Annotated in this window: 31 protein-coding genes; 29 read left to right on the top strand and 2 right to left on the bottom strand. The window is 68.4% G+C overall.

Features of this window, described 5'->3' with window-relative positions:
- Nucleotides 1-2 precede the first annotated feature (2 nt).
- From rplP to glmM, 28 genes are all read left to right on the top strand, one after another.
- Complete coding sequence (gene rplP / locus AC067U_RS22175) at nucleotides 3-422, top strand: 50S ribosomal protein L16 (RefSeq protein ID WP_478831463.1); 420 nt, start codon at nucleotides 3-5, stop codon at nucleotides 420-422.
- Nucleotides 422-649 (top strand): 50S ribosomal protein L29, encoded by a 228-nt coding sequence (gene rpmC, locus AC067U_RS22170; RefSeq protein ID WP_478831462.1) that lies wholly within the window; start codon nucleotides 422-424, stop codon nucleotides 647-649. Before rplP ends, rpmC begins: the two co-directional genes overlap by 1 nt.
- Nucleotides 649-930 (top strand): 30S ribosomal protein S17, encoded by a 282-nt coding sequence (rpsQ, locus tag AC067U_RS22165; RefSeq protein WP_400105731.1) that lies wholly within the window; start codon nucleotides 649-651, stop codon nucleotides 928-930. The genes rpmC and rpsQ overlap by 1 nt, the downstream gene beginning before the upstream one ends.
- 128 nt (nucleotides 931-1,058) lie before the next feature.
- On the top strand, nucleotides 1,059-1,427 hold the full coding sequence (rplN, locus tag AC067U_RS22160; protein WP_003956455.1) for a 50S ribosomal protein L14: 369 nt from the start codon (nucleotides 1,059-1,061) through the stop codon (nucleotides 1,425-1,427).
- 2 nt (nucleotides 1,428-1,429) lie between these two features.
- Complete coding sequence (rplX, locus tag AC067U_RS22155) at nucleotides 1,430-1,741, top strand: 50S ribosomal protein L24 (protein ID WP_030201562.1); 312 nt, start codon at nucleotides 1,430-1,432, stop codon at nucleotides 1,739-1,741.
- On the top strand, nucleotides 1,741-2,292 hold the full coding sequence (rplE, locus tag AC067U_RS22150) for a 50S ribosomal protein L5 (protein ID WP_478831461.1): 552 nt from the start codon (nucleotides 1,741-1,743) through the stop codon (nucleotides 2,290-2,292). Before rplX ends, rplE begins: the two co-directional genes overlap by 1 nt.
- A 5-nt stretch (nucleotides 2,293-2,297) precedes the next feature.
- On the top strand, nucleotides 2,298-2,483 hold the full coding sequence (locus AC067U_RS22145) for a type Z 30S ribosomal protein S14 (RefSeq protein WP_003956452.1): 186 nt from the start codon (nucleotides 2,298-2,300) through the stop codon (nucleotides 2,481-2,483).
- 220 nt (nucleotides 2,484-2,703) lie between these two features.
- On the top strand, nucleotides 2,704-3,102 hold the full coding sequence (rpsH, locus tag AC067U_RS22140; RefSeq protein WP_478831460.1) for a 30S ribosomal protein S8: 399 nt from the start codon (nucleotides 2,704-2,706) through the stop codon (nucleotides 3,100-3,102).
- 20 nt (nucleotides 3,103-3,122) lie between these two features.
- On the top strand, nucleotides 3,123-3,662 hold the full coding sequence (rplF, locus tag AC067U_RS22135; RefSeq protein WP_478831459.1) for a 50S ribosomal protein L6: 540 nt from the start codon (nucleotides 3,123-3,125) through the stop codon (nucleotides 3,660-3,662).
- 4 nt (nucleotides 3,663-3,666) lie between these two features.
- Nucleotides 3,667-4,050 (top strand): 50S ribosomal protein L18, encoded by a 384-nt coding sequence (gene rplR / locus AC067U_RS22130; protein WP_478831458.1) that lies wholly within the window; start codon nucleotides 3,667-3,669, stop codon nucleotides 4,048-4,050.
- A 45-nt stretch (nucleotides 4,051-4,095) separates the two neighbouring features.
- Complete coding sequence (gene rpsE / locus AC067U_RS22125; protein WP_030201551.1) at nucleotides 4,096-4,701, top strand: 30S ribosomal protein S5; 606 nt, start codon at nucleotides 4,096-4,098, stop codon at nucleotides 4,699-4,701.
- Nucleotides 4,701-4,883 carry a 50S ribosomal protein L30 gene (gene rpmD, locus AC067U_RS22120; protein ID WP_005313525.1) on the top strand — a complete coding sequence of 61 codons (183 nt, stop codon included), beginning with the start codon at nucleotides 4,701-4,703 and terminating at the stop codon, nucleotides 4,881-4,883. The genes rpsE and rpmD overlap by 1 nt, the downstream gene beginning before the upstream one ends.
- A 2-nt stretch (nucleotides 4,884-4,885) precedes the next feature.
- Nucleotides 4,886-5,341, top strand: coding sequence for a 50S ribosomal protein L15 (rplO, locus tag AC067U_RS22115; protein ID WP_030201548.1), 456 nt, complete (start codon nucleotides 4,886-4,888; stop codon nucleotides 5,339-5,341).
- Between the two features lie 187 nt (nucleotides 5,342-5,528).
- Complete coding sequence (secY, locus tag AC067U_RS22110) at nucleotides 5,529-6,848, top strand: preprotein translocase subunit SecY (protein WP_478831457.1); 1,320 nt, start codon at nucleotides 5,529-5,531, stop codon at nucleotides 6,846-6,848.
- Nucleotides 6,848-7,495, top strand: coding sequence for an adenylate kinase (locus tag AC067U_RS22105; protein ID WP_478831456.1), 648 nt, complete (start codon nucleotides 6,848-6,850; stop codon nucleotides 7,493-7,495). The genes secY and AC067U_RS22105 overlap by 1 nt, the downstream gene beginning before the upstream one ends.
- Before the next feature lie 102 nt (nucleotides 7,496-7,597).
- On the top strand, nucleotides 7,598-8,458 hold the full coding sequence (gene map / locus AC067U_RS22100; protein ID WP_478831455.1) for a type I methionyl aminopeptidase: 861 nt from the start codon (nucleotides 7,598-7,600) through the stop codon (nucleotides 8,456-8,458).
- Nucleotides 8,459-8,597: 139 nt separating this feature from the next.
- Nucleotides 8,598-8,819: a translation initiation factor IF-1 gene (infA, locus tag AC067U_RS22095; protein WP_003956442.1), complete on the top strand. Its 222-nt coding sequence runs from the start codon at nucleotides 8,598-8,600 to the stop codon at nucleotides 8,817-8,819.
- Nucleotides 8,820-8,883: 64 nt separating this feature from the next.
- Complete coding sequence (gene rpmJ / locus AC067U_RS22090; protein WP_003956441.1) at nucleotides 8,884-8,997, top strand: 50S ribosomal protein L36; 114 nt, start codon at nucleotides 8,884-8,886, stop codon at nucleotides 8,995-8,997.
- A 186-nt stretch (nucleotides 8,998-9,183) separates the two neighbouring features.
- Nucleotides 9,184-9,564 carry a 30S ribosomal protein S13 gene (gene rpsM / locus AC067U_RS22085; RefSeq protein WP_007265919.1) on the top strand — a complete coding sequence of 127 codons (381 nt, stop codon included), beginning with the start codon at nucleotides 9,184-9,186 and terminating at the stop codon, nucleotides 9,562-9,564.
- 68 nt (nucleotides 9,565-9,632) lie between these two features.
- Complete coding sequence (gene rpsK / locus AC067U_RS22080) at nucleotides 9,633-10,037, top strand: 30S ribosomal protein S11 (protein WP_003956432.1); 405 nt, start codon at nucleotides 9,633-9,635, stop codon at nucleotides 10,035-10,037.
- 270 nt (nucleotides 10,038-10,307) lie between these two features.
- Entirely contained in the window at nucleotides 10,308-11,330 is a 1,023-nt protein-coding gene (locus AC067U_RS22075) for a DNA-directed RNA polymerase subunit alpha (protein ID WP_007265920.1), read from the top strand.
- A gap of 105 nt (nucleotides 11,331-11,435) precedes the next feature.
- On the top strand, nucleotides 11,436-11,921 hold the full coding sequence (gene rplQ / locus AC067U_RS22070) for a 50S ribosomal protein L17 (RefSeq protein WP_478831454.1): 486 nt from the start codon (nucleotides 11,436-11,438) through the stop codon (nucleotides 11,919-11,921).
- 112 nt (nucleotides 11,922-12,033) lie between these two features.
- Nucleotides 12,034-12,897: a tRNA pseudouridine(38-40) synthase TruA gene (truA, locus tag AC067U_RS22065; RefSeq protein ID WP_478831453.1), complete on the top strand. Its 864-nt coding sequence runs from the start codon at nucleotides 12,034-12,036 to the stop codon at nucleotides 12,895-12,897.
- Nucleotides 12,898-12,954: 57 nt separating this feature from the next.
- The gene (locus AC067U_RS22060) at nucleotides 12,955-14,583 is read left to right on the top strand and encodes an ABC-F family ATP-binding cassette domain-containing protein (protein WP_478831452.1); all 1,629 of its coding nucleotides are present in this window, start codon (nucleotides 12,955-12,957) and stop codon (nucleotides 14,581-14,583) included.
- A 24-nt stretch (nucleotides 14,584-14,607) separates the two neighbouring features.
- Nucleotides 14,608-15,873: a glycosyltransferase family 87 protein gene (locus tag AC067U_RS22055; RefSeq protein ID WP_478831451.1), complete on the top strand. Its 1,266-nt coding sequence runs from the start codon at nucleotides 14,608-14,610 to the stop codon at nucleotides 15,871-15,873.
- A gap of 204 nt (nucleotides 15,874-16,077) precedes the next feature.
- Nucleotides 16,078-16,521: a 50S ribosomal protein L13 gene (rplM, locus tag AC067U_RS22050; protein ID WP_478831450.1), complete on the top strand. Its 444-nt coding sequence runs from the start codon at nucleotides 16,078-16,080 to the stop codon at nucleotides 16,519-16,521.
- Nucleotides 16,522-16,563: 42 nt separating this feature from the next.
- Nucleotides 16,564-17,073, top strand: a complete 510-nt coding sequence (rpsI, locus tag AC067U_RS22045; RefSeq protein ID WP_365104041.1) for a 30S ribosomal protein S9 — start codon at nucleotides 16,564-16,566, stop codon at nucleotides 17,071-17,073.
- A 141-nt stretch (nucleotides 17,074-17,214) separates the two neighbouring features.
- Nucleotides 17,215-18,573, top strand: coding sequence for a phosphoglucosamine mutase (gene glmM / locus AC067U_RS22040; protein ID WP_478831449.1), 1,359 nt, complete (start codon nucleotides 17,215-17,217; stop codon nucleotides 18,571-18,573).
- A gap of 48 nt (nucleotides 18,574-18,621) precedes the next feature.
- Here glmM and AC067U_RS22035 read toward each other — a convergent pair whose 3' ends face one another.
- Entirely contained in the window at nucleotides 18,622-19,578 is a 957-nt protein-coding gene (locus tag AC067U_RS22035) for a DUF389 domain-containing protein (protein ID WP_478831448.1), read from the bottom strand.
- A gap of 40 nt (nucleotides 19,579-19,618) precedes the next feature.
- A complete protein-coding gene (gene coaA / locus AC067U_RS22030) occupies nucleotides 19,619-20,623 on the bottom strand; it encodes a type I pantothenate kinase (protein WP_478831447.1) in 1,005 nt (334 codons plus the stop codon).
- Nucleotides 20,624-20,895: 272 nt separating this feature from the next.
- On the opposite strand from coaA, the gene AC067U_RS22025 reads away from it, so the two are divergent.
- Nucleotides 20,896-21,654 carry a hypothetical protein gene (locus AC067U_RS22025; protein WP_478831446.1) on the top strand — a complete coding sequence of 253 codons (759 nt, stop codon included), beginning with the start codon at nucleotides 20,896-20,898 and terminating at the stop codon, nucleotides 21,652-21,654.
- The last annotated feature ends 67 nt before the right edge of the window (nucleotides 21,655-21,721 follow it).

The raw sequence follows: 21,721 nt of genomic DNA, 5'->3' as shown, positions 1-21,721 counted from the left end.
ACATGCTGATCCCTCGTAGGGTCAAGCACCGCAAGCAGCACCACCCGAAGCGCCGCGGTATGGCCAAGGGCGGTACTGAGGTCGCATTCGGCGAGTACGGCATCCAGGCGCTGACCCCGGCGTACGTGACCAACCGTCAGATCGAGTCCGCTCGTATCGCGATGACCCGTCACATCAAGCGTGGCGGCAAGGTCTGGATCAACATCTACCCGGACCGTCCCCTCACCAAGAAGCCTGCCGAGACCCGCATGGGTTCCGGTAAGGGTTCCCCGGAGTGGTGGATCGCGAACGTGCACCCGGGCCGGGTCATGTTCGAACTGTCCTACCCGAACGAGAAGATTGCGCGTGAGGCTCTGACGCGTGCGGCCCACAAGCTGCCGATGAAGTGCCGGATCGTCAAGCGCGAGGCAGGTGAAGCGTGATGTCGACCGCCGGTACCAAGGCGTCGGAGCTGCGCGAGCTCGACAACGAGGAGCTCGTTGCCAAGCTGCGTTCGGCCAAGGAAGAGCTGTTCAACCTCCGCTTCCAGGCGGCGACCGGTCAGCTCGAGAACAACGGCCGCCTCAAGGCCGTCCGCAAGGACATCGCCCGGATCTACACCCTGATGCGTGAGCGTGAGCTGGGCATCGAAACGGTGGAGAACGCCTGATGAGCGAGAAGAACGTGACTGAGAAGACCGAGCGCGGCTTCCGCAAGACCCGTGAGGGTCTGGTCGTCAGCGACAAGATGGACAAGACCGTCGTCGTCGCCGTCGAGGACCGCGTCAAGCACGCGCTGTACGGCAAGGTCATCCGCCGTACCAACAAGCTCAAGGCACACGACGAGCAGAACGCCGCCGGCGTCGGCGACCGCGTCCTCCTGATGGAGACCCGGCCGCTGTCCGCCAGCAAGCGCTGGCGCGTCGTCGAGATCCTCGAGAAGGCCAAGTAAGGAACTTCCCGCGAGGGAAGTCCAAAGACACAGCCTGAGGGGTTTCCCTCAGGTCAGTTCCGCCAGGCTCGGTCGGGGGCTTCCCGTAAGCCCCCGGCCGGGAACCGGCAGACAAACAGGAGATAGACGTGATCCAGCAGGAGTCGCGACTTCGCGTCGCCGACAACACTGGTGCCAAGGAGATCCTTTGCATCCGTGTTCTCGGTGGCTCGGGTCGCCGCTACGCGGGCATCGGTGACGTCATCGTCGCCACCGTCAAGGACGCGATCCCCGGTGGCAACGTGAAGAAGGGTGACGTCGTCAAGGCGGTCATCGTTCGCACCGTCAAGGAGCGCCGCCGCCAGGACGGCTCGTACATCCGCTTCGACGAGAACGCCGCTGTCATTCTGAAGAACGACGGCGACCCTCGCGGCACCCGTATCTTCGGCCCGGTCGGCCGTGAGCTGCGCGAGAAGAAGTTCATGAAGATCATCTCGCTCGCGCCGGAGGTGCTGTAAGCATGAAGATCAAGAAGGGCGACCTGGTCCAGGTCATCACCGGTAAGGACAAGGGCAAGCAGGGCAAGGTCATCCAGGCCCTCCCCGCCGAGAACCGTGTCCTGGTCGAGGGTGTCAACCGGGTCAAGAAGCACACCAAGGCTGGTCCGAACCAGGCCGGCGGCATCGTGATCACCGAGGCCCCCGTCCACGTTTCGAACGTCCAGCTGGTCGTGGAGAAGGACGGCAAGAAGGTCGTCACCCGCGTCGGTTACCGCTTCGACGACGAGGGCAACAAGATCCGCGTTGCCAAGCGCACGGGTGAGGACATCTGATGGCTACCACTCCGCGTCTGAAGACGAAGTACCGCGAGGAGATCACGGGCAAGCTGCGTGAGGAGTTCTCGTACGAGAACGTCATGCAGATCCCCGGTCTCGTCAAGATCGTCGTGAACATGGGTGTCGGCGACGCCGCCCGTGACTCGAAGCTGATCGACGGCGCCATCCGCGACCTGACCACGATCACCGGTCAGAAGCCGGCCGTCACCAAGGCCCGCAAGTCCATCGCGCAGTTCAAGCTGCGTGAGGGTCAGCCGATCGGTGCCCACGTCACCCTCCGCGGTGACCGCATGTGGGAGTTCCTGGACCGCACCCTGTCGCTCGCGCTGCCGCGCATCCGCGACTTCCGCGGCCTGTCCCCGAAGCAGTTCGACGGCCGTGGCAACTACACCTTCGGTCTCACGGAGCAGGTCATGTTCCACGAGATCGACCAGGACAAGATCGACCGTACCCGGGGTATGGACATCACCGTGGTCACCACGGCGACCAACGACGCTGAGGGCCGTGCGCTCCTTCGTCACCTCGGCTTCCCCTTCAAGGAGGCGTAAGCGAGATGGCGAAGAAGGCTCTGATTGCCAAGGCTGCTCGTAAGCCCAAGTTCGGTGTGCGCGCGTACACCCGCTGCCAGCGCTGCGGCCGCCCGCACTCCGTGTACCGCAAGTTCGGCCTCTGCCGCGTGTGCCTTCGTGAGATGGCTCACCGTGGCGAGCTGCCGGGCGTGACCAAGAGCTCCTGGTAAATCCTTCTGTCCCTGGACAGTTGGGTTTGCAGGTAACTCTCGGTAAGCATCTGGGTCGGCGGAGGCCCCTCCCCCATGCCGTAGGCTAGTGGGGTTGGGCGTCCGCCGCCCGCACGACTTACTACGCCGTAGGTCCCCGCACCGCACCCGTCCCGTCTCTGTACGGGGAGAGGGATGGCGCATACAGGAAACCCCGGCGAGAGAGGCCGAAGGCCACTTCATGACCATGACTGACCCCATCGCAGACATGCTCACGCGTCTGCGTAACGCTAACTCGGCGTACCACGACCAGGTCGTGATGCCGCACAGCAAGATCAAGTCGCACATCGCGGAAATCCTCAAGCAGGAGGGTTTCATCACCGGCTGGAAGGTCGAGGACGCTGAGGTCGGCAAGAACCTCATCCTCGAGCTGAAGTTCGGTCCGAACCGCGAGCGCTCGATCGCCGGCATCAAGCGGATCTCGAAGCCGGGTCTGCGTGTCTACGCGAAGTCCACCAACCTGCCGAAGGTCCTCGGCGGCCTGGGCGTGGCGATCATCTCCACGTCCCACGGTCTCCTGACCGGCCAGCAGGCGCAGAAGAAGGGCGTGGGTGGGGAAGTCCTCGCCTACGTCTGGTAGTCGGGAACGGAGGAAAAGCTATGTCTCGTATCGGCAAGCTCCCCATCCCGGTTCCCGCCGGCGTGGACGTCACCATCGATGGCCGCACGGTCACCGTCAAGGGCTCCAAGGGCTCCCTGACGCACACCGTTGCCGCCCCCATCGAGATCGTTAAGGGCGAGGACGGCGTTCTGAACGTCACCCGTCCGAACGACGAGCGTCAGAACAAGGCCCTCCACGGCCTGTCCCGCACGCTGGTGGCCAACATGATCACCGGTGTGACCCAGGGATACGTCAAGGCGCTCGAGATCAGCGGTGTCGGTTACCGCGTGGCCGCGAAGGGCTCCGACCTGGAGTTCCAGCTCGGCTACAGCCACCCGATCCTGGTGGAGGCCCCCGAGGGCATCTCCTTCAAGGTCGAGTCGCCGACCAAGTTCTCGGTCGAGGGCATCGACAAGCAGAAGGTCGGCGAGGTCGCCGCCAACATCCGCAAGCTGCGGAAGCCCGACCCGTACAAGGCCAAGGGCGTCAAGTACGCGGGCGAGGTCATCCGCCGCAAGGTCGGAAAGGCTGGTAAGTAAAGCCATGGCATACGGTGTGAAGATCGCCAAGGGCGACGCTTACAAGCGGGCTGCCAAGGCCCGCCGCCACATCCGCATCCGCAAGACCATCTCCGGTACGGCCGAGCGTCCGCGCCTGGTCGTCAACCGGAGCAACCGTGGCATCACCGCCCAGGTGATCGACGACATCCAGGGCCACACCCTGGCGTCGGCGTCCCACCTGGACGCGTCGATCCGCGGTGGCGAGGGTGACAAGTCCGCGCAGGCCAAGCAGGTCGGTGCCCTGGTCGCTGAGCGCGCCAAGGCCGCCGGCGTCGAGGCCGTCGTGTTCGACCGTGGTGGCAACAGGTACGCCGGGCGCATTGCCGCTCTGGCTGACGCCGCCCGCGAAGCCGGGCTGAAGTTCTAAGCCCCGGTTCCGGGACTAACGGACGTAACAGAGAGAGGTAATCCAATGGCTGGACCCCAGCGCCGCGGCAGCGGTGCCGGTGGCGGCGAGCGGCGGGACCGGAAGGGTCGCGACGGTGGCGCTGCTGCCGCCGAGAAGACCGCGTACGTTGAGCGCGTTGTCGCGATCAACCGCGTCGCCAAGGTTGTCAAGGGTGGTCGTCGTTTCTCCTTCACCGCGCTGGTCGTGGTGGGTGACGGTGACGGCACCGTAGGTGTCGGCTACGGCAAGGCCAAGGAGGTGCCGGCCGCCATCGCCAAGGGTGTGGAGGAGGCCAAGAAGCACTTCTTCAAGGTCCCCCGTATCCAGGGCACCATCCCGCACCCCATCCAGGGTGAGAAGGCTGCGGGCGTCGTCCTGCTGAAGCCTGCTTCCCCCGGTACCGGTGTTATCGCCGGTGGCCCGGTGCGCGCCGTCCTGGAGTGCGCCGGCGTTCACGACATCCTGTCGAAGTCGCTCGGCTCCGACAACGCGATCAACATCGTGCACGCGACCGTGGAGGCCCTGAAGGGCCTGCAGCGCCCCGAGGAGATCGCGGCCCGCCGTGGTCTGCCGCTCGAGGACGTTGCCCCCGCGGCCCTGCTTCGTGCGCGTGCGGGAGCGGGTGCGTAATGGCTCGCCTCAAGATCACGCAGACGAAGTCGTACATCGGCAGCAAGCAGAACCACCGCGACACCCTGCGTTCGCTCGGGCTCAAGCGCCTGAACGACGTGGTCGTCAAGGAGGACCGCCCCGAGTTCCGCGGCATGGTGCACACCGTCCGCCACCTCGTGACGGTTGAGGAGGTCGACTGATCATGGCGGAAAACAACCCGCTCAAGATCCACAACCTCCGTCCCGCCCCGGGCGCCAAGACCGCCAAGACCCGCGTGGGTCGTGGTGAGGCGTCCAAGGGTAAGACGGCCGGTCGTGGTACCAAGGGCACCAAGGCCCGCTACCAGGTTCCGGAGCGCTTCGAGGGTGGGCAGATGCCCCTCCACATGCGCCTCCCGAAGCTGAAGGGCTTCAAGAACCCGTTCCGCACCGAGTTCCAGGTCGTCAACCTGGACAAGCTGGCCGCCCTGTACCCGCAGGGTGGCGAGGTCACCGTGGCCGACCTGGTCGCCAAGGGTGCCGTGCGCAAGAACCAGCTCGTCAAGGTCCTGGGCCAGGGCGAGATCTCCGTGGCGCTGCAGGTTTCGGTTGACGCCGTCTCCGCCTCCGCCAAGGAGAAGATTGCCGCCGCGGGCGGCACGGTCACCGAGCTCGTCTGAGACGAGATCAGTGGCTCATAACGAGTGAAACCGACCGGGGATGCCTCACATTTGGGGCATCCCCGGTTGGTCGTTCCACGGGGGGCGCAGACGCCGCTAAGCTGGCCTGCACCTTTGCTTTGTCGTATTCCTCGAATCCTTAGACCGTCACCTCTGACGCAGTAGCGCGGGGGTCGCAGGAGGCACCGTGCTCACCGCGTTCGCCCGGGCGTTCAAGACGCCCGACCTGCGCAAGAAGCTGCTCTTCACGCTCGCCATCATCGTGCTCTACAGGCTCGGGTCCCATATCCCGGTCCCCGGCGTGAGCTACAAGAACGTGCAGTTCTGTGTCGACCAGGCGCAGGCCACCTCCAACGGGGGACTGTTCGGCCTCGTCAACATGTTCAGCGGCGGCGCGCTGCTGCAGATCACGATCTTCGCGCTCGGCATCATGCCGTACATCACGGCGAGCATCATCCTGCAGCTGCTGACCGTGGTCATCCCGAAGCTGGAGAACCTCAAGAAGGAGGGGCAGGCCGGCACGGCGAAGATCACGCAGTACACGCGTTATCTGACGATCGCGCTCGCCATCCTCCAGGGCACCGGTCTGGTCGCCACCGCACGCAGCGGTGCGCTGTTCACCGGCTGCCCGGTCGCCAGCGAGATCGTCCCGGACCGCTCCATCTTCACCACCGTCGTCATGGTCATCACCATGACCGCGGGCACCGCCGTCGTCATGTGGCTCGGTGAGCTGATCACCGACCGCGGCATCGGCAACGGCATGTCCATCCTCATGTTCATCTCGATCGCCGCCGGCTTCATCGGCGCGCTGTGGCAGATCAAGCTCCAGGGCAAGATCGCCGACGGCTGGGTCGAGTTCGGTGTGGTGATCCTGGTCGGCCTCGCGATGGTGGCCCTGGTGGTCTTCGTCGAGCAGGCGCAGCGCCGGATCCCGGTCCAGTACGCGAAGCGCATGATCGGCCGCCGTTCCTACGGCGGTACGTCCACCTACATCCCGCTCAAGGTGAACCAGGCGGGTGTGATTCCCGTCATCTTCGCCTCGTCGCTGCTGTACATCCCGGCGCTGGTCGTCCAGTTCAGCGGGTCCACAGCACCGTGGGCCGCCTGGGTCCAGCGCAACCTCGCGGACACCAACGCGCCGTTCCACATCTCCCTGTACTTCCTCCTGATCGTGTTCTTCGCCTTCTTCTACGTGGCGATTTCGTTCAACCCGGAGGAAGTCGCGGACAACATGAAGAAGTATGGTGGCTTCATCCCGGGCATCCGGGCCGGTCGACCTACTGCCGAGTACCTGAGCTACGTGCTCAACCGGATCACCTGGCCGGGGTCGCTGTACCTGGGTCTCATCGCTCTTGTGCCGACGATGGCGTTGGCCGGCTTCGGCGCGAACCAGAACTTCCCGTTCGGCGGGACGAGCATCCTGATCATCGTGGGTGTGGGTCTGGAAACCGTGAAGCAGATCGAGAGCCAGCTCCAGCAGCGTAACTACGAAGGGTTCCTCCGCTGATGCGAATCGTCCTCGTCGGACCTCCCGGTGCGGGCAAGGGCACGCAGGCCGCGTACCTCGCCAAGAACCTGTCGATCCCGCACATCTCCACGGGCGACCTCTTCCGGGCCAACATCAGCCAGGGCACGGAGCTCGGTGTACGTGCGAAGGCGTTCATGGACGCCGGCGACCTCGTCCCGGACGAGATCACCATCGGCATGGCCAAGGACCGCATGGAGCAGCCGGACGCCGCGAACGGCTTCCTGCTCGACGGCTTCCCGCGCAACGTCTCGCAGGCCGAGGCGCTGGACGCGGCGCTCCAGGCCGACGGCATCAAGCTGGACGCCGTCCTCGACCTGGAGGTCGAGGAGGACGAGGTGGTCAAGCGCATCGCCGGCCGCCGGATCTGCCGCAACGACTCCGCGCACGTCTTCCACGTGACGTACGCCCCGCCGAAGGCCGAGGGTGTCTGCGACACCTGCGGTGGCGAGCTGTACCAGCGCGGCGACGACTCGGAGGGCACGGTCCGCAACCGGCTGGAGGTCTACCACACGCAGACCGAGCCGATCATCGACTACTACAAGGCCCAGGGCCTGCTGGTGACGATCTCCGCCCTCGGCAAGGTGGACGAGGTCACCCAGCGCGCGATGGACGCGCTGAAGAAGTAGTTCCGGCAGCAGCAGCTGCTCCGTACGGCCGCGGTGTCCTGTGGACGCCGCGGCCGTACTGTTGAGACGTCCCGATTCACCGGTGGAAGGCACACAGACGAGATGGTCCAGCTGAAGACTCCCGAGCAGATCGCGAAGATGCGGGAGGCCGGTCTGGTGGTGGCCGCCATTCACGCGGCGACCCGTGAGGCGGCCGTTCCGGGGGCGACGACGCGGGACCTGGACATGGTCGCGCGCAAGGTCATCGCGGACCACGGTGCGAAGTCGAACTTCCTCGGCTACGGCGGCTTCCCCGCGACCATCTGCACCTCGGTGAACGAGGTCGTCGTCCACGGCATCCCGGACGACAAGACGGTCCTCAAGGACGGCGACATCATCTCCATCGACGCCGGCGCGATCGTCGAGGGCTGGCACGGGGACGCGGCGTACACCGCCTTCGTGGGCACCGGTCACGCTCCGGAGCTGGTCGAGCTGTCCCGGGTGACCGAGGAGTCGATGTGGGCGGGCATCGCGGCGATGAAGCTCGGCAACCGGCTGGTGGACATCTCCCGCTCGATCGAGATGTACATCAAGCGCCAGCCGCGGCCGGCCGCCGGTGACCACAGCCTCGGCAAGTTCGGGATCATCGAGGACTACGGCGGCCACGGCATCGGCTCCGAGATGCACATGGACCCGCACCTGCTGAACTACGTCTCGCGCAAGCGGGGCAAGGGCATCAAGCTGGTCCCGGGCCTCTGCCTGGCGATCGAGCCCATGGTGTCGCTCGGCACGGCCCGGACCGAGGTGCTCGCGGACGACTGGACCGTCATCACCACCGACGGCACCTGGTCCTCGCACTGGGAGCACTCCGTCGCTCTGACGGAGGACGGCCCCATCGTCCTGACCAGCCCGGACTGCGGCAAGACGAAACTGGCGGAGTACGGCGTCACGACCGCGCCCGACCCCCTGAACAAGTCCGCGTAATGATCTAGAGTGGTGGGCAAACTTTCCGGATTCGTCTTTCTGGGTGCCCTGACGTAGACTGATGCGTCGGCTCACGTGCATCTCCATGCCCAGCATGGGCGCAGAGCTGATCAAGGTAGCCGATCCCGAAAGGCGAAGCGTGGCCAAGAAGCAAGGTGCCATCGAAATCGAGGGCACCGTGATCGAGTCCCTCCCGAACGCCATGTTCAAGGTGGAGCTCCAGAACGGTCACAAGGTCCTCGCGCACATCAGCGGAAAGATGCGGATGCACTACATCCGTATCCTCCCGGATGACCGGGTCGTCGTGGAGCTCTCTCCCTACGACCTGACGCGTGGCCGGATCGTCTACCGATACAAGTAGATCTTGCCCCCGCACTCCGCGCTCCTGCGCGGGTGGTGGCACTGACCCGGAGAACCTCAGACACATGAAGGTCAAGCCGAGCGTCAAGAAGATCTGCGACAAGTGCAAGGTGATCCGCCGTCACGGTCGGGTCATGGTCATCTGCGACAACCTGCGCCACAAGCAGCGCCAGGGCTGACGCACGCCGACCGACCTGCAATTTCGCAGTTCTTCGCGCGACGCAAGCAGTACGTACATCAGCAGAGCCCGCCCAGCCCGCAAGGGTCGGCGGCACCTCCGGCGGGGGCCGGGGACCCGGTTCGTACCTCGTACGGCGGCCGGGAGCGGCTTTGCGGAAGACCCCCGAACACACAGGAGCCATTGAATGGCACGCGTTTCCGGTGTTGACATCCCGCGCGAAAAGCGTGTGGAGATCGCACTCACCTACGTCTTCGGTATCGGGCGCACCCGGTCCAAGGAGATCCTCGCCTCCACCGGCGTGAACCCGAACACCCGCGTTCGTGACCTGGCCGAAGAGGACCTCGTCAAGATCCGCGAGTACGTGGACGCCAACCTCCGTACCGAGGGTGACCTCCGCCGCGAGATCCAGGGCGACATCCGCCGCAAGATCGAGATCCAGTGCTACCAGGGCATCCGCCACCGTCGCGGCCTGCCGGTCCACGGTCAGCGCACCAGCACGAACGCCCGTACCCGCAAGGGCCCGCGTCGCGCCATCGCCGGCAAGAAGAAGCCGGGCAAGAAGTAGTCCTCAGCGGACTCGCTTTCCAGCGGTCTTGCGCTGTAGGACCGACCACCTCCCTGTAGGAGTAAGAGATGCCCCCCAAGGGTCGTCAGGGCGCTGCCAAGAAGGTGCGCCGCAAGGAAAAGAAGAACGTCGCTCACGGCCACGCGCACATCAAGAGCACGTTCAACAACACCATCGTTTCGATCACGGACCCGTCCGGCAACGTGATCTCCTGGGCCTCCGCCGGCCACGTCGGCTTCAAGGGCTCGCGCAAGTCCACCCCCTTCGCCGCGCAGATGGCCGCCGAGTCGGCCGCCCGCCGCGCGCAGGAGCACGGCATGCGCAAGGTTGACGTCTTCGTCAAGGGTCCGGGCTCCGGCCGCGAGACCGCGATCCGCTCCCTGCAGGCCACGGGCCTGGAGGTCGGTTCGATCCAGGACGTCACCCCCACCCCGCACAACGGCTGCCGTCCGCCGAAGCGCCGCCGCGTCTGACGCACGGCTCCGGTGGTGGGCCGGTGGTCTGCTGGGGGTCCGGGGGTCATTCCCCCGGGAATTCGCAGTACGGCCGCCGTCCGCCGAAGCGCCGCCGCGTCTGACCCCCTCCGGGTCACCGCAGCGCGTTTCGACGCACTGAGCTTGAGGTTTCGGGCGGTACGTCCCCTCCGGGGGTCGTGCCGCCCGTACCCTTGCTAGTACCGCTGTACTCCGTACAGCACTGTCGGGCGTCAAATAGTGGGCGTCCACGACTGAAGGAACACAGACATGCTTATCGCTCAGCGTCCTTCGCTGACCGAAGAGGTCGTCGACGAGTACCGCTCGCGGTTCGTGATCGAGCCGCTGGAGCCGGGCTTCGGCTACACCCTCGGCAATTCCCTGCGCCGTACGCTCCTGTCCTCGATCCCGGGTGCCGCTGTCACCAGCATCCGCGTGGACGGCGTCCTGCACGAGTTCACCACCGTGCCCGGTGTCAAGGAAGACGTCACCGACATCATCCTCAACATCAAGCAGCTGGTCGTCTCCTCGGAGCACGACGAGCCGGTCGTGATGTACCTGCGCAAGCAGGGTCCCGGCCTGGTCACCGCTGCCGACATCGCGCCCCCGGCCGGTGTCGAGGTGCACAACCCGGACCTGGTCCTCGCCACCCTGAACGGCAAGGGCAAGCTGGAGATGGAGCTGACCGTCGAGCGCGGTCGCGGCTACGTCTCCGCCGTCCAGAACAAGCAGCTGGGCCAGGAGATCGGCCGTATCCCGGTCGACTCCATCTACAGCCCGGTCCTCAAGGTCACCTACAAGGTCGAGGCGACCCGAGTCGAGCAGCGCACCGACTTCGACAAGCTGATCGTCGACGTCGAGACCAAGCAGGCCATGCGCCCGCGCGACGCCATGGCGTCCGCCGGCAAGACCCTGGTCGAGCTGTTCGGTCTGGCCCGCGAGCTCAACATCGACGCCGAGGGCATCGACATGGGCCCGTCCCCGACGGACGCCGCCCTGGCCGCCGACCTGGCGCTGCCGATCGAGGAGCTCGAGCTCACCGTTCGGTCGTACAACTGCCTCAAGCGCGAGGGCATCCACTCCGTGGGTGAGCTCGTCGCCCGCTCCGAGGCCGACCTGCTCGACATCCGCAACTTCGGTGCGAAGTCGATCGACGAGGTCAAGGCGAAGCTGGCCGGCATGGGCCTGGCCCTGAAGGACAGCCCGCCCGGGTTCGACCCGACCGCTGCCGCCGACGCCTTCGGCGCGGACGACGACGCCGACGCCGGCTTCGTCGAGACCGAGCAGTACTAGTCAGACTTACGGGGGGCTCCGGCCCCCCGTACACCCTCCGGCAAAAGTCGGCGGGGACTGCCACCGGTACCTGACACGGCCGGTGCAGACACGAGGAGAATCACCATGCCGCGTCCCACCAAGGGCGCCCGCTTCGGCGGCTCCGCCGCGCACGAGAAGCTGCTGCTCGCCAACCTGGCGAAGTCGCTCTTCGAGCACGGCCGCATCACCACGACCGAGGCCAAGGCCCGCCGCCTGCGCCCGGTTGCCGAGCGTCTGATCACCAAGGCGAAGAAGGGCGACATCCACAACCGTCGCCTCGTCCTGCAGACGATCACGGACAAGGGCGTCGTCCACACGCTCTTCACCGAGATCGCCCCGCGGTACGAGAACCGCCCCGGTGGTTACACCCGCATCACCAAGATCGGCAACCGTCGTGGCGACAACGCCCCGATGGCGGTCATCGAGCTGGTCGAGGCCCTGACCGTGGCCCAGCAGGCCACCGGTGAGGCCGAGGCCGCCACCAAGCGTGCGGTGAAGGAGGCCGAGGCCAAGGCCGAGGCGACCGAGACCGAGGCTCCGGCCGAGGCCGAGGAGACCAAGGAGGCCTGAGCGCCCCCTGGTCAGCCGTAAGGCTTGGCAGCCGTAAGGCATGGAACGGGCCCGTCCCCTCGTGGGGGCGGGCCCGTTCTGCGTGGCGCCCGGGACTTGAGAGGATGGACGGGTGAGTGACGAGGTGGAGCCCGGGTACGTCCGGGTACGGCTGGACCTGTCGTACGACGGCAAGGACTTCTCCGGCTGGGCGAAGCAGACCGCGCGGCGGACCGTACAGGGCGAGCTGGAGTCCGCCCTGCGGACCGTGATGCGGCTGCCCTACCCGGTGGAGCTGACGGTGGCCGGGCGGACCGACGCGGGGGTGCACGCCCGCGGCCAGGTGGCCCACCTGGACCTGGCCCAGGCCGTCTGGGACGAGCACCGGGACGTGCTGATGCGCCGCCTCGCCGGCCGGCTGCCGCACGACGTGCGGGTGTGGAAGGTGGCGGAGGCCCCGTCCGGCTTCAACGCGCGCTTCTCGGCGATCTGGCGCCGCTACGCCTACCGGGTCGGCGACCACAAGGGCGGGGTCGACCCGCTGCTCCGCGGGCACGTGCTGTGGCACGACTGGCCGCTGGACGTGGACGCCATGAACGAGGCCGCGCAGGCGCTGCTGGGCGAGCACGACTTCGCCGCGTACTGCAAGAAGCGCGAGGGCGCCACCACCATCCGCACCCTCCAGCGGCTCAGCTGGGAGCGGGACGCGGACGGCATCGTCACGGCCACGGTCCGCGCGGACGCGTTCTGCCACAACATGGTCCGGTCGCTGGTCGGTGCCCTGCTGCACGTCGGTGACGGTCACCGGCCGGTGGACTGGCCGGGCAAGGTGCTGGCCGCCGGTGTCCGGGACTCCGCGGTGCACGTCGTACGGCCGCACGGGCTGACCCTGGAGGAGGTCGGCTACCCGGCGGACGAGCTGCTGGCCGAGCGGAACCGCCAGGCCCGCAACCTCCGCACCCTGCCGGGCCGCGAGCCCTCGCCCGGCTGCTGCTGAGCCCCGGAAGCAATATCGGTTTGGGCGGGAGCGGTCCCGGCCCTGACAATGCCCGGCATGGGACATCTCGAAGCCGGCCACCTGGAGTACTACCTTCCGGACGGGCGGGTGCTGCTCCCCGACGTCTCCTTCCGGGTGGGCGAAGGGGCCGTCGTCGCCCTGGTGGGGGCCAACGGCGCCGGCAAGACCACCCTGCTGAAGCTGCTGTCCGGCGAGCTCCAGCCGCACGGTGGCGGCGTCACCGTCAGCGGCGGCCTCGGCGTGATGTCCCAGTTCATCGGTTCGGTCCGGGACGAGACCACCATCCGTGACCTGCTGGTCTCGGTGGCGCACCCGCGCATCCGGGAGGCCGCCAAGGCCGTGGACCGTGCCGAGCACCTGATCATGACGGTGGACGACGAGGCCGCGCAGATGGCCTACGCGCAGGCGCTCAGCGACTGGGCCGACGTCCAGGGCTACGAGGCGGAGACGCTGTGGGACGTGTGCACCATGGCCGCGCTGGGGGTCCCGTACGACAAGGCGCAGTTCCGCGAGGTGCGCACGCTCTCCGGCGGTGAGCAGAAGCGGCTGGTCCTGGAGGCGCTGCTGCGGGGCCCCGACGAGGTGCTGATGCTCGACGAGCCGGACAACTACCTCGACGTCCCGGGCAAGCGCTGGCTGGAGGAGCAGCTGAAGGCCACCCGCAAGACGGTCCTCTTCGTCAGCCACGACCGGGAACTGCTCACCCAGGCCGCAGAGAAGATCATCAGCCTGGAGGCGAGCCCGACGGGCAGCGACGTGTGGGTGCACGGCGGCGGTTTCGCGACGTACCACGAAGCGCGCAAGGAGCGCTTCGCGCGATTCGAGGAGCTCAAGCGCCGCTGGGACGAGGAGCACGCCCGGCTGAAGGCCCTGGTGCTGCGGCTGCGCAACCAGGCCGCCTCCAGCCCCGACATGGCCTCGCGCTACCGGGCCATGCAGACCCGCTTCCAGAAGTTCGAGGAGGCCGGCCCGCCGCCGGAGCCGCCGCGCGAGCAGGACATCACGATGCGGCTCAAGGGCGGCCGGACCGGCGTGCGGGCGCTGACCGTGGAGAACCTGGAGCTCACGGGGCTGATGAAGCCGTTCTCCCTGGAGGTCTTCTACGGGGAGCGGGTCGCGGTGCTCGGCTCGAACGGTTCCGGCAAGTCGCACTTCCTGCGGCTGCTGGCCGGGGACCCCGACAACCCGGTGGCACACACCGGGAACTGGAAGCTGGGCGCGCGGGTGGTCCCGGGCCACTTCGCGCAGACCCACGCGCATCCGGAGCTGTTCGGCCGGACCCTCGTCGACATCCTGTGGACGGAGGCGGCCAAGCCCCTGGGCCAGGCGATGGGGGCCCTGCGCCGCTATGAGCTGGAGCGCCAGGGCGAGCAGCCCTTCGAGAAGCTCTCGGGCGGCCAGCAGGCCCGCTTCCAGATCCTGCTGCTGGAGCTGGCCGGCACCACGGCGCTGCTGCTGGACGAGCCCACGGACAACCTGGACCTGGAGTCCGCGGAGGCCCTCCAGGACGGCCTGGAGTCCTACGAGGGCACGGTGCTGTGCGTCACCCACGACCGCTGGTTCGCCCGCAGCTTCGACCGCTACCTGGTCTTCGGCTCCGACGGTGTCGTACGGGAGACTACGGAGCCGGTGTGGGACGAGCGGCGCGTGGAGCGGGCTCGGTAGCGGAGCGCGAGCGGGGGAGGGGCTGTGGTGAGGCTGGACCTGGCCGGGAGGGGGCACGCCCTCCTGGAGTGGCTGCTGCGGCCCGCCGGACCCCGCTGGCGGGCCGTCTCCCTCGCCGTGGTCCTCGGGATCTGCGTGCACGCGAGCCTGAAGTCGAACTGGGGCTCGGACAACGCCTTCGTGGTGAAGGCCGCCGACACGCTGCTCGCGGGCGGTTCGCCGTACGAGGACAAGCGGTTCCTGTACCTGCCGAGCGCGGTGCTGCTCGCCGTTCCGCAGGCGCTGCTGCCCACCGGGGTGCTGCGCTGGCTGTTGCCGGCGGGGATGTCCCTCCTGCTGGCCTCCGGCTGGTGGTGCGCGCTGCGGCTGTTCGCGGTGTCCACCGGCTCCCGTTTCGCCTGGGTCGGGTTCGCGGCCCTGGCGATCGGCTTCAAGCCGTACGAGAACGTGGTGACGATCGGGAACTGGACCGCGGTCGCGGCCGCCGCGCTGCCCGCGGCGCTGCTGCTCGCCCACCGGGGGCGCTGGCTCGCGGCGGGCGCGGTCGTGGGCCTGGCGATCGCCGCGAAACCGATGCTCGTACCCGTGGGGCTGCTGTTCCTGCTCGCCCGGCAGTGGCGGGCGCTGGCCGCGGCCGTCCTGGTGCCCCTCGCGCTGTCGCTGGCGGGGGCGCTGCTGATGCCCGCCCCCGGCCTGTTCTTCACCAAGACACTGCCGTTCCTGCTGCGGGGCCAGGACGCGTACGCGCTGGTGTGGGACGCCTCGCCGGTCGCGGTGCTGCCGCGGCTGGGGGTGCCGACGGGGGTCGCGGCGGGGCTCGCCGGGGTGCTCGCGGCGGCCGGCCTGTGGGCGGCCTGGCGGCGCTGGACCCGTCCGGACGGGGTCGGCGGGGCTGCGGAGGCCGACGCGGCGCTGCGCCTGGCCGAGACGGCCTGCATGGTGATGCTCGCCGCATTTCTGGTGTCCCGGCCGTCCTTCGACCACTACCTGCTGGTGGTGCTCCCGCTGCTGCTGGCCTCCGTGGTCAGGCCCGCCGCGGGGGCCCGCTCGCCCTGGTTCTGGGCGGCATTGGTGCCGCAGGTGACCGGCATGCCGTGGAACTGGTACTTCGACCGGGAGCGCCGGGCCTTCAAGGACTGTTTCACGCTCTGCGCGCTCGCGGTGACACTGATGCGCGCGTGCGCGGACCGGACCCGGCGTACTCTGGGGACCGTACGAACGGCAGGATCCGTGCCTCCGGAGAGGTCTGCGGGTGCGCCCGCGGAGGCGGGCTCTCGCCCGGCGTTTTGACCCGTCCGGGGCAGCGCGGGTATTCTGCTGGTTCGTTATGCGTATTGGCTTGCTCATTCTCACGTGAAAGGGCCCTTACGCCGGTCCACCGGGCCGATGACCAGCGGTACACACGGGTTGCGTCCCCGGAGTGGACCAGGGCTGTCGTGATCGTCCGTGGTGACCTGTCAGGACCCATCACTGAAGAAGCGAAGGCTACGAACCGTGCGTACGTACAGCCCCAAGCCCGGCGACATCTCGCGCCAGTGGCTCGTCATTGACGCCCAGGACGTCGTCCTCGGCCGTCTGGCGACCCAGGCCGCTGCCCTCCTCCGGGGCAAGCACAAGCCGACCTACGCCCCCCACATGGACATGGGCGACTTCGTCATCATCGTCAACGCCGACAAGGTCCACCTGTCCGGCAACAAGGCGAACCAGAAGATGGCGTACCGCCACTCCGGCTACCCGGGTGGCCTCCGCGCCGTCCGCTACAGCGACCTCCTCGCGGACAACCCGGAGAAGGCCGTGGAGAAGGCCGTCAAGGGCATGCTCCCCAAGAACTCCCTGGGCCGTCAGATGCTCTCGAAGCTGAAGGTCTACTCGGGCGACCAGCACCCGCACGCTGCCCAGCAGCCGGTGCCGTTCGAGATCACCCAGGTCGCGCAGTAATTCCGGCCACCCCCTAAGACGAAACAGAATCTGAGGAGCATCGTGGCCGAGACCACCCCCGAGACCCCCGTCGACGAGTTCGAGGGCGTCGAGGAGTACACCACCGAGTCCGTTGTCGAGGGCGACTACACCTCCGAGTCCGTCGCCTCGCGCTTCGGCGACCCGCAGCCGGCCGCCGGCCTGGGCCGTCGCAAGAACGCCATCGCCCGCGTCCGGATCGTTCCGGGCACCGGCAAGTGGAAGATCAACGGTCGCACCCTCGAGGACTACTTCCCGAACAAGGTGCACCAGCAGGAAGTCAACGAGCCCTTCAAGGTGCTCGAGCTCGACAACCGCTACGACGTCATCGCCCGCATCGCGGGTGGCGGCGTGTCCGGCCAGGCCGGCGCCCTGCGCCTCGGCGTGGCCCGTGCGCTGAACGAGGCGGACGTGGACAACAACCGCCCGGCGCTGAAGAAGGCCGGCTTCCTCTCCCGCGACGACCGTGCGGTCGAGCGCAAGAAGGCCGGTCTCAAGAAGGCCCGTAAGGCTCCGCAGTACAGCAAGCGTTAATCTGCCTGCTGCTCTGCACGAATCCGCCCCGGCGGCACGCTCTGTGCTGCCGGGGCGGTTCGTTTACCACCCCCCGCGGCACATACCTGTCACACGCGGTCACGTACAAAGAAGTACCCAGCGCGAACTCGGAGGACAAAAGTGGGACGACTCTTCGGAACGGACGGTGTACGCGGTGTCGCCAACGCGGATCTGACGGCTGAGCTCGCGCTCGGCCTCTCCGTGGCGGCCGCCCACGTGCTCGGCGAGGCGGGCAGCTTCGAGGGCCACCGGCCGACCGCCGTGGTGGGACGCGACCCCCGGGCCTCCGGCGAATTCCTCGAGGCCGCCGTCGTCGCCGGCCTGGCCAGCGCGGGCGTGGACGTCCTGCGCGTCGGTGTGCTGCCCACCCCGGCGGTGGCGTATCTCACCGGTGCGCTGGGTGCCGACCTCGGCGTGATGCTCTCCGCCAGCCACAACGCCATGCCTGACAACGGCATCAAGTTCTTCGCGCGCGGCGGCCACAAACTCGCCGACGAGCTCGAGGACAAGATCGAGTCCGTCTACCGGGAGCACCGTACCGGCGCCCCGTGGGAGCGCCCGACCGGCGCCGGCGTCGGCCGGGTCAGCGACTACGACGAGGGCTTCGACAAGTACATCGCGCACCTCATCGCGGTCCTCCCGAACCGCCTCGACGGCCTGAAGATCGTCCTCGACGAGGCCCACGGCGCGGCCGCCCGGGTCTCCCCGGAGGCCTTCGCCCGGGCCGGTGCCGAGGTCGTCACCATCGGCGCCGAGCCGGACGGCCTCAACATCAACGACGGCTGCGGCTCCACCCACCTGGACCTGCTCAAGCGGTCCGTGGTCGAGCACGGCGCGGCCTTCGGCATCGCGCACGACGGCGACGCCGACCGCTGCCTGGCCGTGGACGGCGAGGGCAACGAGATCGACGGGGACCAGATCCTCGCCGTGCTCGCCCTGGCCATGCGCGAGGCCGGCCAGCTCCGCCGGAACACCGTGGTCGCCACGGTCATGTCCAACCTCGGCTTCAAGCTGGCGATGGAGGCCGAGGGCATCCAGCTCGTCCAGACCGGCGTCGGCGACCGCTACGTGCTGGAGTCGATGAAGGAGCACGGCTACGCGCTGGGCGGCGAGCAGTCCGGCCACGTGATCATCCTCGACCACGCCACCACCGGCGACGGCACCCTGACCGGCCTGATGCTGGCCGCCCGGGTGGTCGCGACGGGCAAGTCCCTGGCCGAGCTCGCCTCGGTGATGGACCGGCTGCCGCAGGTCCTGGTCAACGTGAAGGACGTCGACAAGTCCCGCGTCTCCACCTCCGCCGAACTGGCCAATGCCGTCGCCGAGGCGGAGCGGGAGCTCGGCACCACCGGCCGGGTGCTGCTCCGTCCGTCCGGTACCGAGCCGCTCGTCCGGGTGATGGTCGAGGCCGCAGACATCGAGCAGGCCCGCGCGGTGGCCGGCCGGCTCGCCGACGCCGTGAAGTCCGCCCTGGGCTGACCGTAGGGCCGGGCGGACTCCGCCCGGCCGCGCGGCCCCGGTCCCCGGTCAGCCCGGGGGCAGGGGCCGCTGCCGCTTCCAGCGGCCCCGCTGGGTGTGCCAGAGCGCCTTCCAGGCGTACAGGGTGAGGACGCCCGCCAGGATGATCCCGCCCAGGTTCACCGCCAGCTGGATCGCCGAGCCCCACATCTGGCCGAAGTCCCCGTAGCTCAGGGCGACGGCGGCGTTGGCGGCGGCCGGCACGGTGGTCACCGAGATCGCGACCCCGACCAGTGCCCCGGCGCGTGCCGAGGTCAGCGAGAGCATTCCGGCGATGCCCGCGAGCAGCGCGACCACGAAGGAGAACGGGTCGGGCTGCCAGATGAAGCTGGTGTTCGGGCGGGGGTTCTCCAGCATCTCCTCCCGGAACAGGCCGAGTGCGTCCATGCCCAGGCTGAACACGGTGGTGGCGACCATCGCCGCGGTGAAGCCGACGACCAGGGCGACCAGCGAGCGCGCCGCGAGACGGGGTTCACGCTGTACGGCGGCGGTGCAGATGCCGGCGAGCGGGCCGAACTCGGGGCCGACCGCCATCGCGCCCACGATCAGGATGGCGTTGTCGAGGACCACACCGCAGGCCGCGATCATGGTCGCCACGATCATGAACGCGGCGTAGGTGATGGTGAGGGTGGACTCCTCGTGGGTCGCCTCGGACAGGTGCTCCCAGATGACCGCGTCCGCCGGCTCGCCCGGGGCCTCCTCCTCGGCCGCCTCGGCGCGCTTCGACAGGGACAGGTCGATGCTCTCGACGGCGATCGAGCCGTCCTTGTCGATGTCGAGCCGCCGGAGCTCGTGCAGCAGTTCGTCCCCGGCCTCCCGGGCGACGTCGCACAGCACCAGGTCGCCCTGTGGGTCCCGGGCGGCGCCGGGCAGGACCACCAGATGGGTGGTGCCCACGGTCGACTCGATGACCTCGGCAACGGCCTCCGTCCGGTCGGGCGGTGTGATCAGCCTCAGATGCAGCATGTGCGCACCCTATGCACCGGACGGGCCCGAGGCAGAGGAACTAGAGTTTGCGGAGGCTCAGCTTCTGCACCTTGTGGTCCGGGCCCTTCCGGACGATCAGGTTGGCGCGGCCGCGGGTCGGGGCGACGTTCTCCAGCAGGTTGGGCCGGTTGATGGTGCGCCACATCGTCTTCGCGTACTCCAGGGCCTCCTCCTCGGATACCTGGGTGTACTTCCGGAAGTACGAGTGGGGGTTCTGGAAGGCGGTCTCGCGCAGCCTGCGGAACCGGTTCAGGTACCAGCGCTCGATGTCCTCCGGGCGGGCGTCCACGTAGACGCTGAAGTCGAAGTAGTCGGCGAGACCGACCCGGGTCCGGCCGTCCTTGCCGGGCAGGGCCGGCTGGAGCACGTTCAGCCCCTCGACGATCAGGATGTCGGGACGGCGTACGACGAGCTGCTCGCCCGGCACCCGGTCGTAGATCAGGTGCGAGTAGACCGGGGCGGTGACCTCGTCCTTGCCGGCCTTGATGTCCGCGACGAAGCGGGTGAGGGCGCGCCGGTCGTAGGACTCGGGGAAGCCCTTGCGTGAGGTCAGCCCGCGCTCCTTGAGCTCGGCCATCGGGTAGAGGAAGCCGTCGGTGGTGATCCGCTCCACCCGGGGGTGTTCGGGCCAGCGGGCGAGGAGGGCCTGCAGCAGCCGGGCCACGGTGGACTTGCCGACCGCGACCGATCCGGCGACGCCTATGACGAACGGGGTGCCGGTCTGGGTGCCGTGGCCGTTGCCCGCGTCGCCGAGGAAGGTGTTCAGGGCCCCGCGGAGATTGGCGGTGGCGCCCACGTACAGGTTGAGCAGCCGGGACAGCGGCAGGTAGATGTCGCGGACCTCGTCGAGGTCGATGACGTCACCGAGGCCGCGCAGGCGTTCGACCTCGTCCGCGGTGAGCGGCAGCGGGGTCCGCTCGCGCAGGGCGCTCCACTCGGCACGGGTGAGGTCGACGTAGGGCGAGACATCCGCGGACCGGGACGGCCGGCTGCCGGGTGCGCTTCGTGGCGGCGAAGTGATCACACAGCCATTGTCGGCGCTCCGGCCGGGCCGTGGGTGGTGCGATCCGTCACGTGGGGGCCGGGGCCGCCGGATGTCGGCGAAGGTTGTGCCGGATTTGGTCTCGATTGGGGGCAGGCGCTGTATCACCCCCGTCACGATCACGTCATTCCGTTGGGGGAGCCGACCGCGGGGCCATAGATTTCGATCATCCGGTTCCTGTGAGCGCGCCGTGCCCCGTGGGCGGCGGTCGCGCCCGGCCGGAACGTCATCGTTTACTCCCTGGGGGATTCTCCGTGCGCAGCACTTTCGTCCGTCGTTCCGTCATCGCCGCCTCCGCCGTCTCGCTGGCCCTGCTGGGCACCGCCTGCGGCAAGTCCGAGGACAAGAAGGAGGACGCCAAGGCGTCCGCCCCGGCGGCCTCGGCCCCGGCCGCCGCCGCGGCCAAGGGCAAGACGGACGCCGAGCTGGCCAAGCTGATCGTGGCCCAGGGCGATGTGGCCGACCACACCTTCAAGGAGGCCACGCCGGCCGAGGCCGCCGCGGGTGCCGCCGCCACCAGCGACAAGGCCGAGTGCAAGGTGCTCGTCCAGGCCCAGTCGATGGGTGCCCTGGGTACCTCCTCCGGTGCCGCCCGCACCAAGGCCGTCGCCGCCCCGAAGCCCGGCGCCGGTTCCTCCCCCGAGGACGCGATGAAGGCCGCTCTCGGTGCCAACGCCACGGCCGTCACCCTCACCTCGTACGACGGCAAGGGCGCCGAGGAGGCCTTCGCCTCCGTGAAGGCGGCCGGCACGGCGTGCGCCGGCGGCTACTCGGCCACCCAGGCGGGCGAGACCGGCAAGGTCACCGCCGTCGCCCCGGGTGCGGCGGTCACGGCCGGCGACGAGGCGGCCGCCTACACGGTGACCGGTGACGCCGACGGCATGCCGATCAGCACCCAGCTGGTGGTCGTGCGCAAGGGCAACACCCTCGCCACCTTCTCCTCGATCAGCCTGAGCGGCAAGGCCGAGCAGCCGAAGGCGCTCATCGAGGCCCAGGTCAAGAAGCTCGGCTAGCAGCCGGGCTGAGGCGGCGTCAACCCCGTTCCGGTGAGTTCACCGGTGCGGGGTTTTCGTCTTGTTC

The organism is Streptomyces sp. NPDC043853 (assembly GCF_056436025.1).
Note: the sequence above shows the minus strand (reverse complement) of the source record. Positions and strands in the feature narration are given on the sequence as shown.

Coding starts and splice junctions, on each gene's coding strand:
- rplP (WP_478831463.1), top strand. CDS start 3: ATGCTGATCCCTCGTAGGGTCAAGCACCGCAAGCAGCACCACCCGAAG.
- rpmC (WP_478831462.1), top strand. CDS start 422: ATGTCGACCGCCGGTACCAAGGCGTCGGAGCTGCGCGAGCTCGACAAC.
- rpsQ (WP_400105731.1), top strand. CDS start 649: ATGAGCGAGAAGAACGTGACTGAGAAGACCGAGCGCGGCTTCCGCAAG.
- rplX (WP_030201562.1), top strand. CDS start 1,430: ATGAAGATCAAGAAGGGCGACCTGGTCCAGGTCATCACCGGTAAGGAC.
- rplE (WP_478831461.1), top strand. CDS start 1,741: ATGGCTACCACTCCGCGTCTGAAGACGAAGTACCGCGAGGAGATCACG.
- AC067U_RS22145 (WP_003956452.1), top strand. CDS start 2,298: ATGGCGAAGAAGGCTCTGATTGCCAAGGCTGCTCGTAAGCCCAAGTTC.
- rpsH (WP_478831460.1), top strand. CDS start 2,704: ATGACCATGACTGACCCCATCGCAGACATGCTCACGCGTCTGCGTAAC.
- rplF (WP_478831459.1), top strand. CDS start 3,123: ATGTCTCGTATCGGCAAGCTCCCCATCCCGGTTCCCGCCGGCGTGGAC.
- rplR (WP_478831458.1), top strand. CDS start 3,667: ATGGCATACGGTGTGAAGATCGCCAAGGGCGACGCTTACAAGCGGGCT.
- rpsE (WP_030201551.1), top strand. CDS start 4,096: ATGGCTGGACCCCAGCGCCGCGGCAGCGGTGCCGGTGGCGGCGAGCGG.
- rpmD (WP_005313525.1), top strand. CDS start 4,701: ATGGCTCGCCTCAAGATCACGCAGACGAAGTCGTACATCGGCAGCAAG.
- rplO (WP_030201548.1), top strand. CDS start 4,886: ATGGCGGAAAACAACCCGCTCAAGATCCACAACCTCCGTCCCGCCCCG.
- AC067U_RS22105 (WP_478831456.1), top strand. CDS start 6,848: ATGCGAATCGTCCTCGTCGGACCTCCCGGTGCGGGCAAGGGCACGCAG.
- map (WP_478831455.1), top strand. CDS start 7,598: ATGGTCCAGCTGAAGACTCCCGAGCAGATCGCGAAGATGCGGGAGGCC.
- rpmJ (WP_003956441.1), top strand. CDS start 8,884: ATGAAGGTCAAGCCGAGCGTCAAGAAGATCTGCGACAAGTGCAAGGTG.
- rpsM (WP_007265919.1), top strand. CDS start 9,184: ATGGCACGCGTTTCCGGTGTTGACATCCCGCGCGAAAAGCGTGTGGAG.
- rpsK (WP_003956432.1), top strand. CDS start 9,633: ATGCCCCCCAAGGGTCGTCAGGGCGCTGCCAAGAAGGTGCGCCGCAAG.
- AC067U_RS22075 (WP_007265920.1), top strand. CDS start 10,308: ATGCTTATCGCTCAGCGTCCTTCGCTGACCGAAGAGGTCGTCGACGAG.
- rplQ (WP_478831454.1), top strand. CDS start 11,436: ATGCCGCGTCCCACCAAGGGCGCCCGCTTCGGCGGCTCCGCCGCGCAC.
- AC067U_RS22060 (WP_478831452.1), top strand. CDS start 12,955: ATGGGACATCTCGAAGCCGGCCACCTGGAGTACTACCTTCCGGACGGG.
- AC067U_RS22035 (WP_478831448.1), bottom strand. CDS start 19,578: ATGCTGCATCTGAGGCTGATCACACCGCCCGACCGGACGGAGGCCGTT.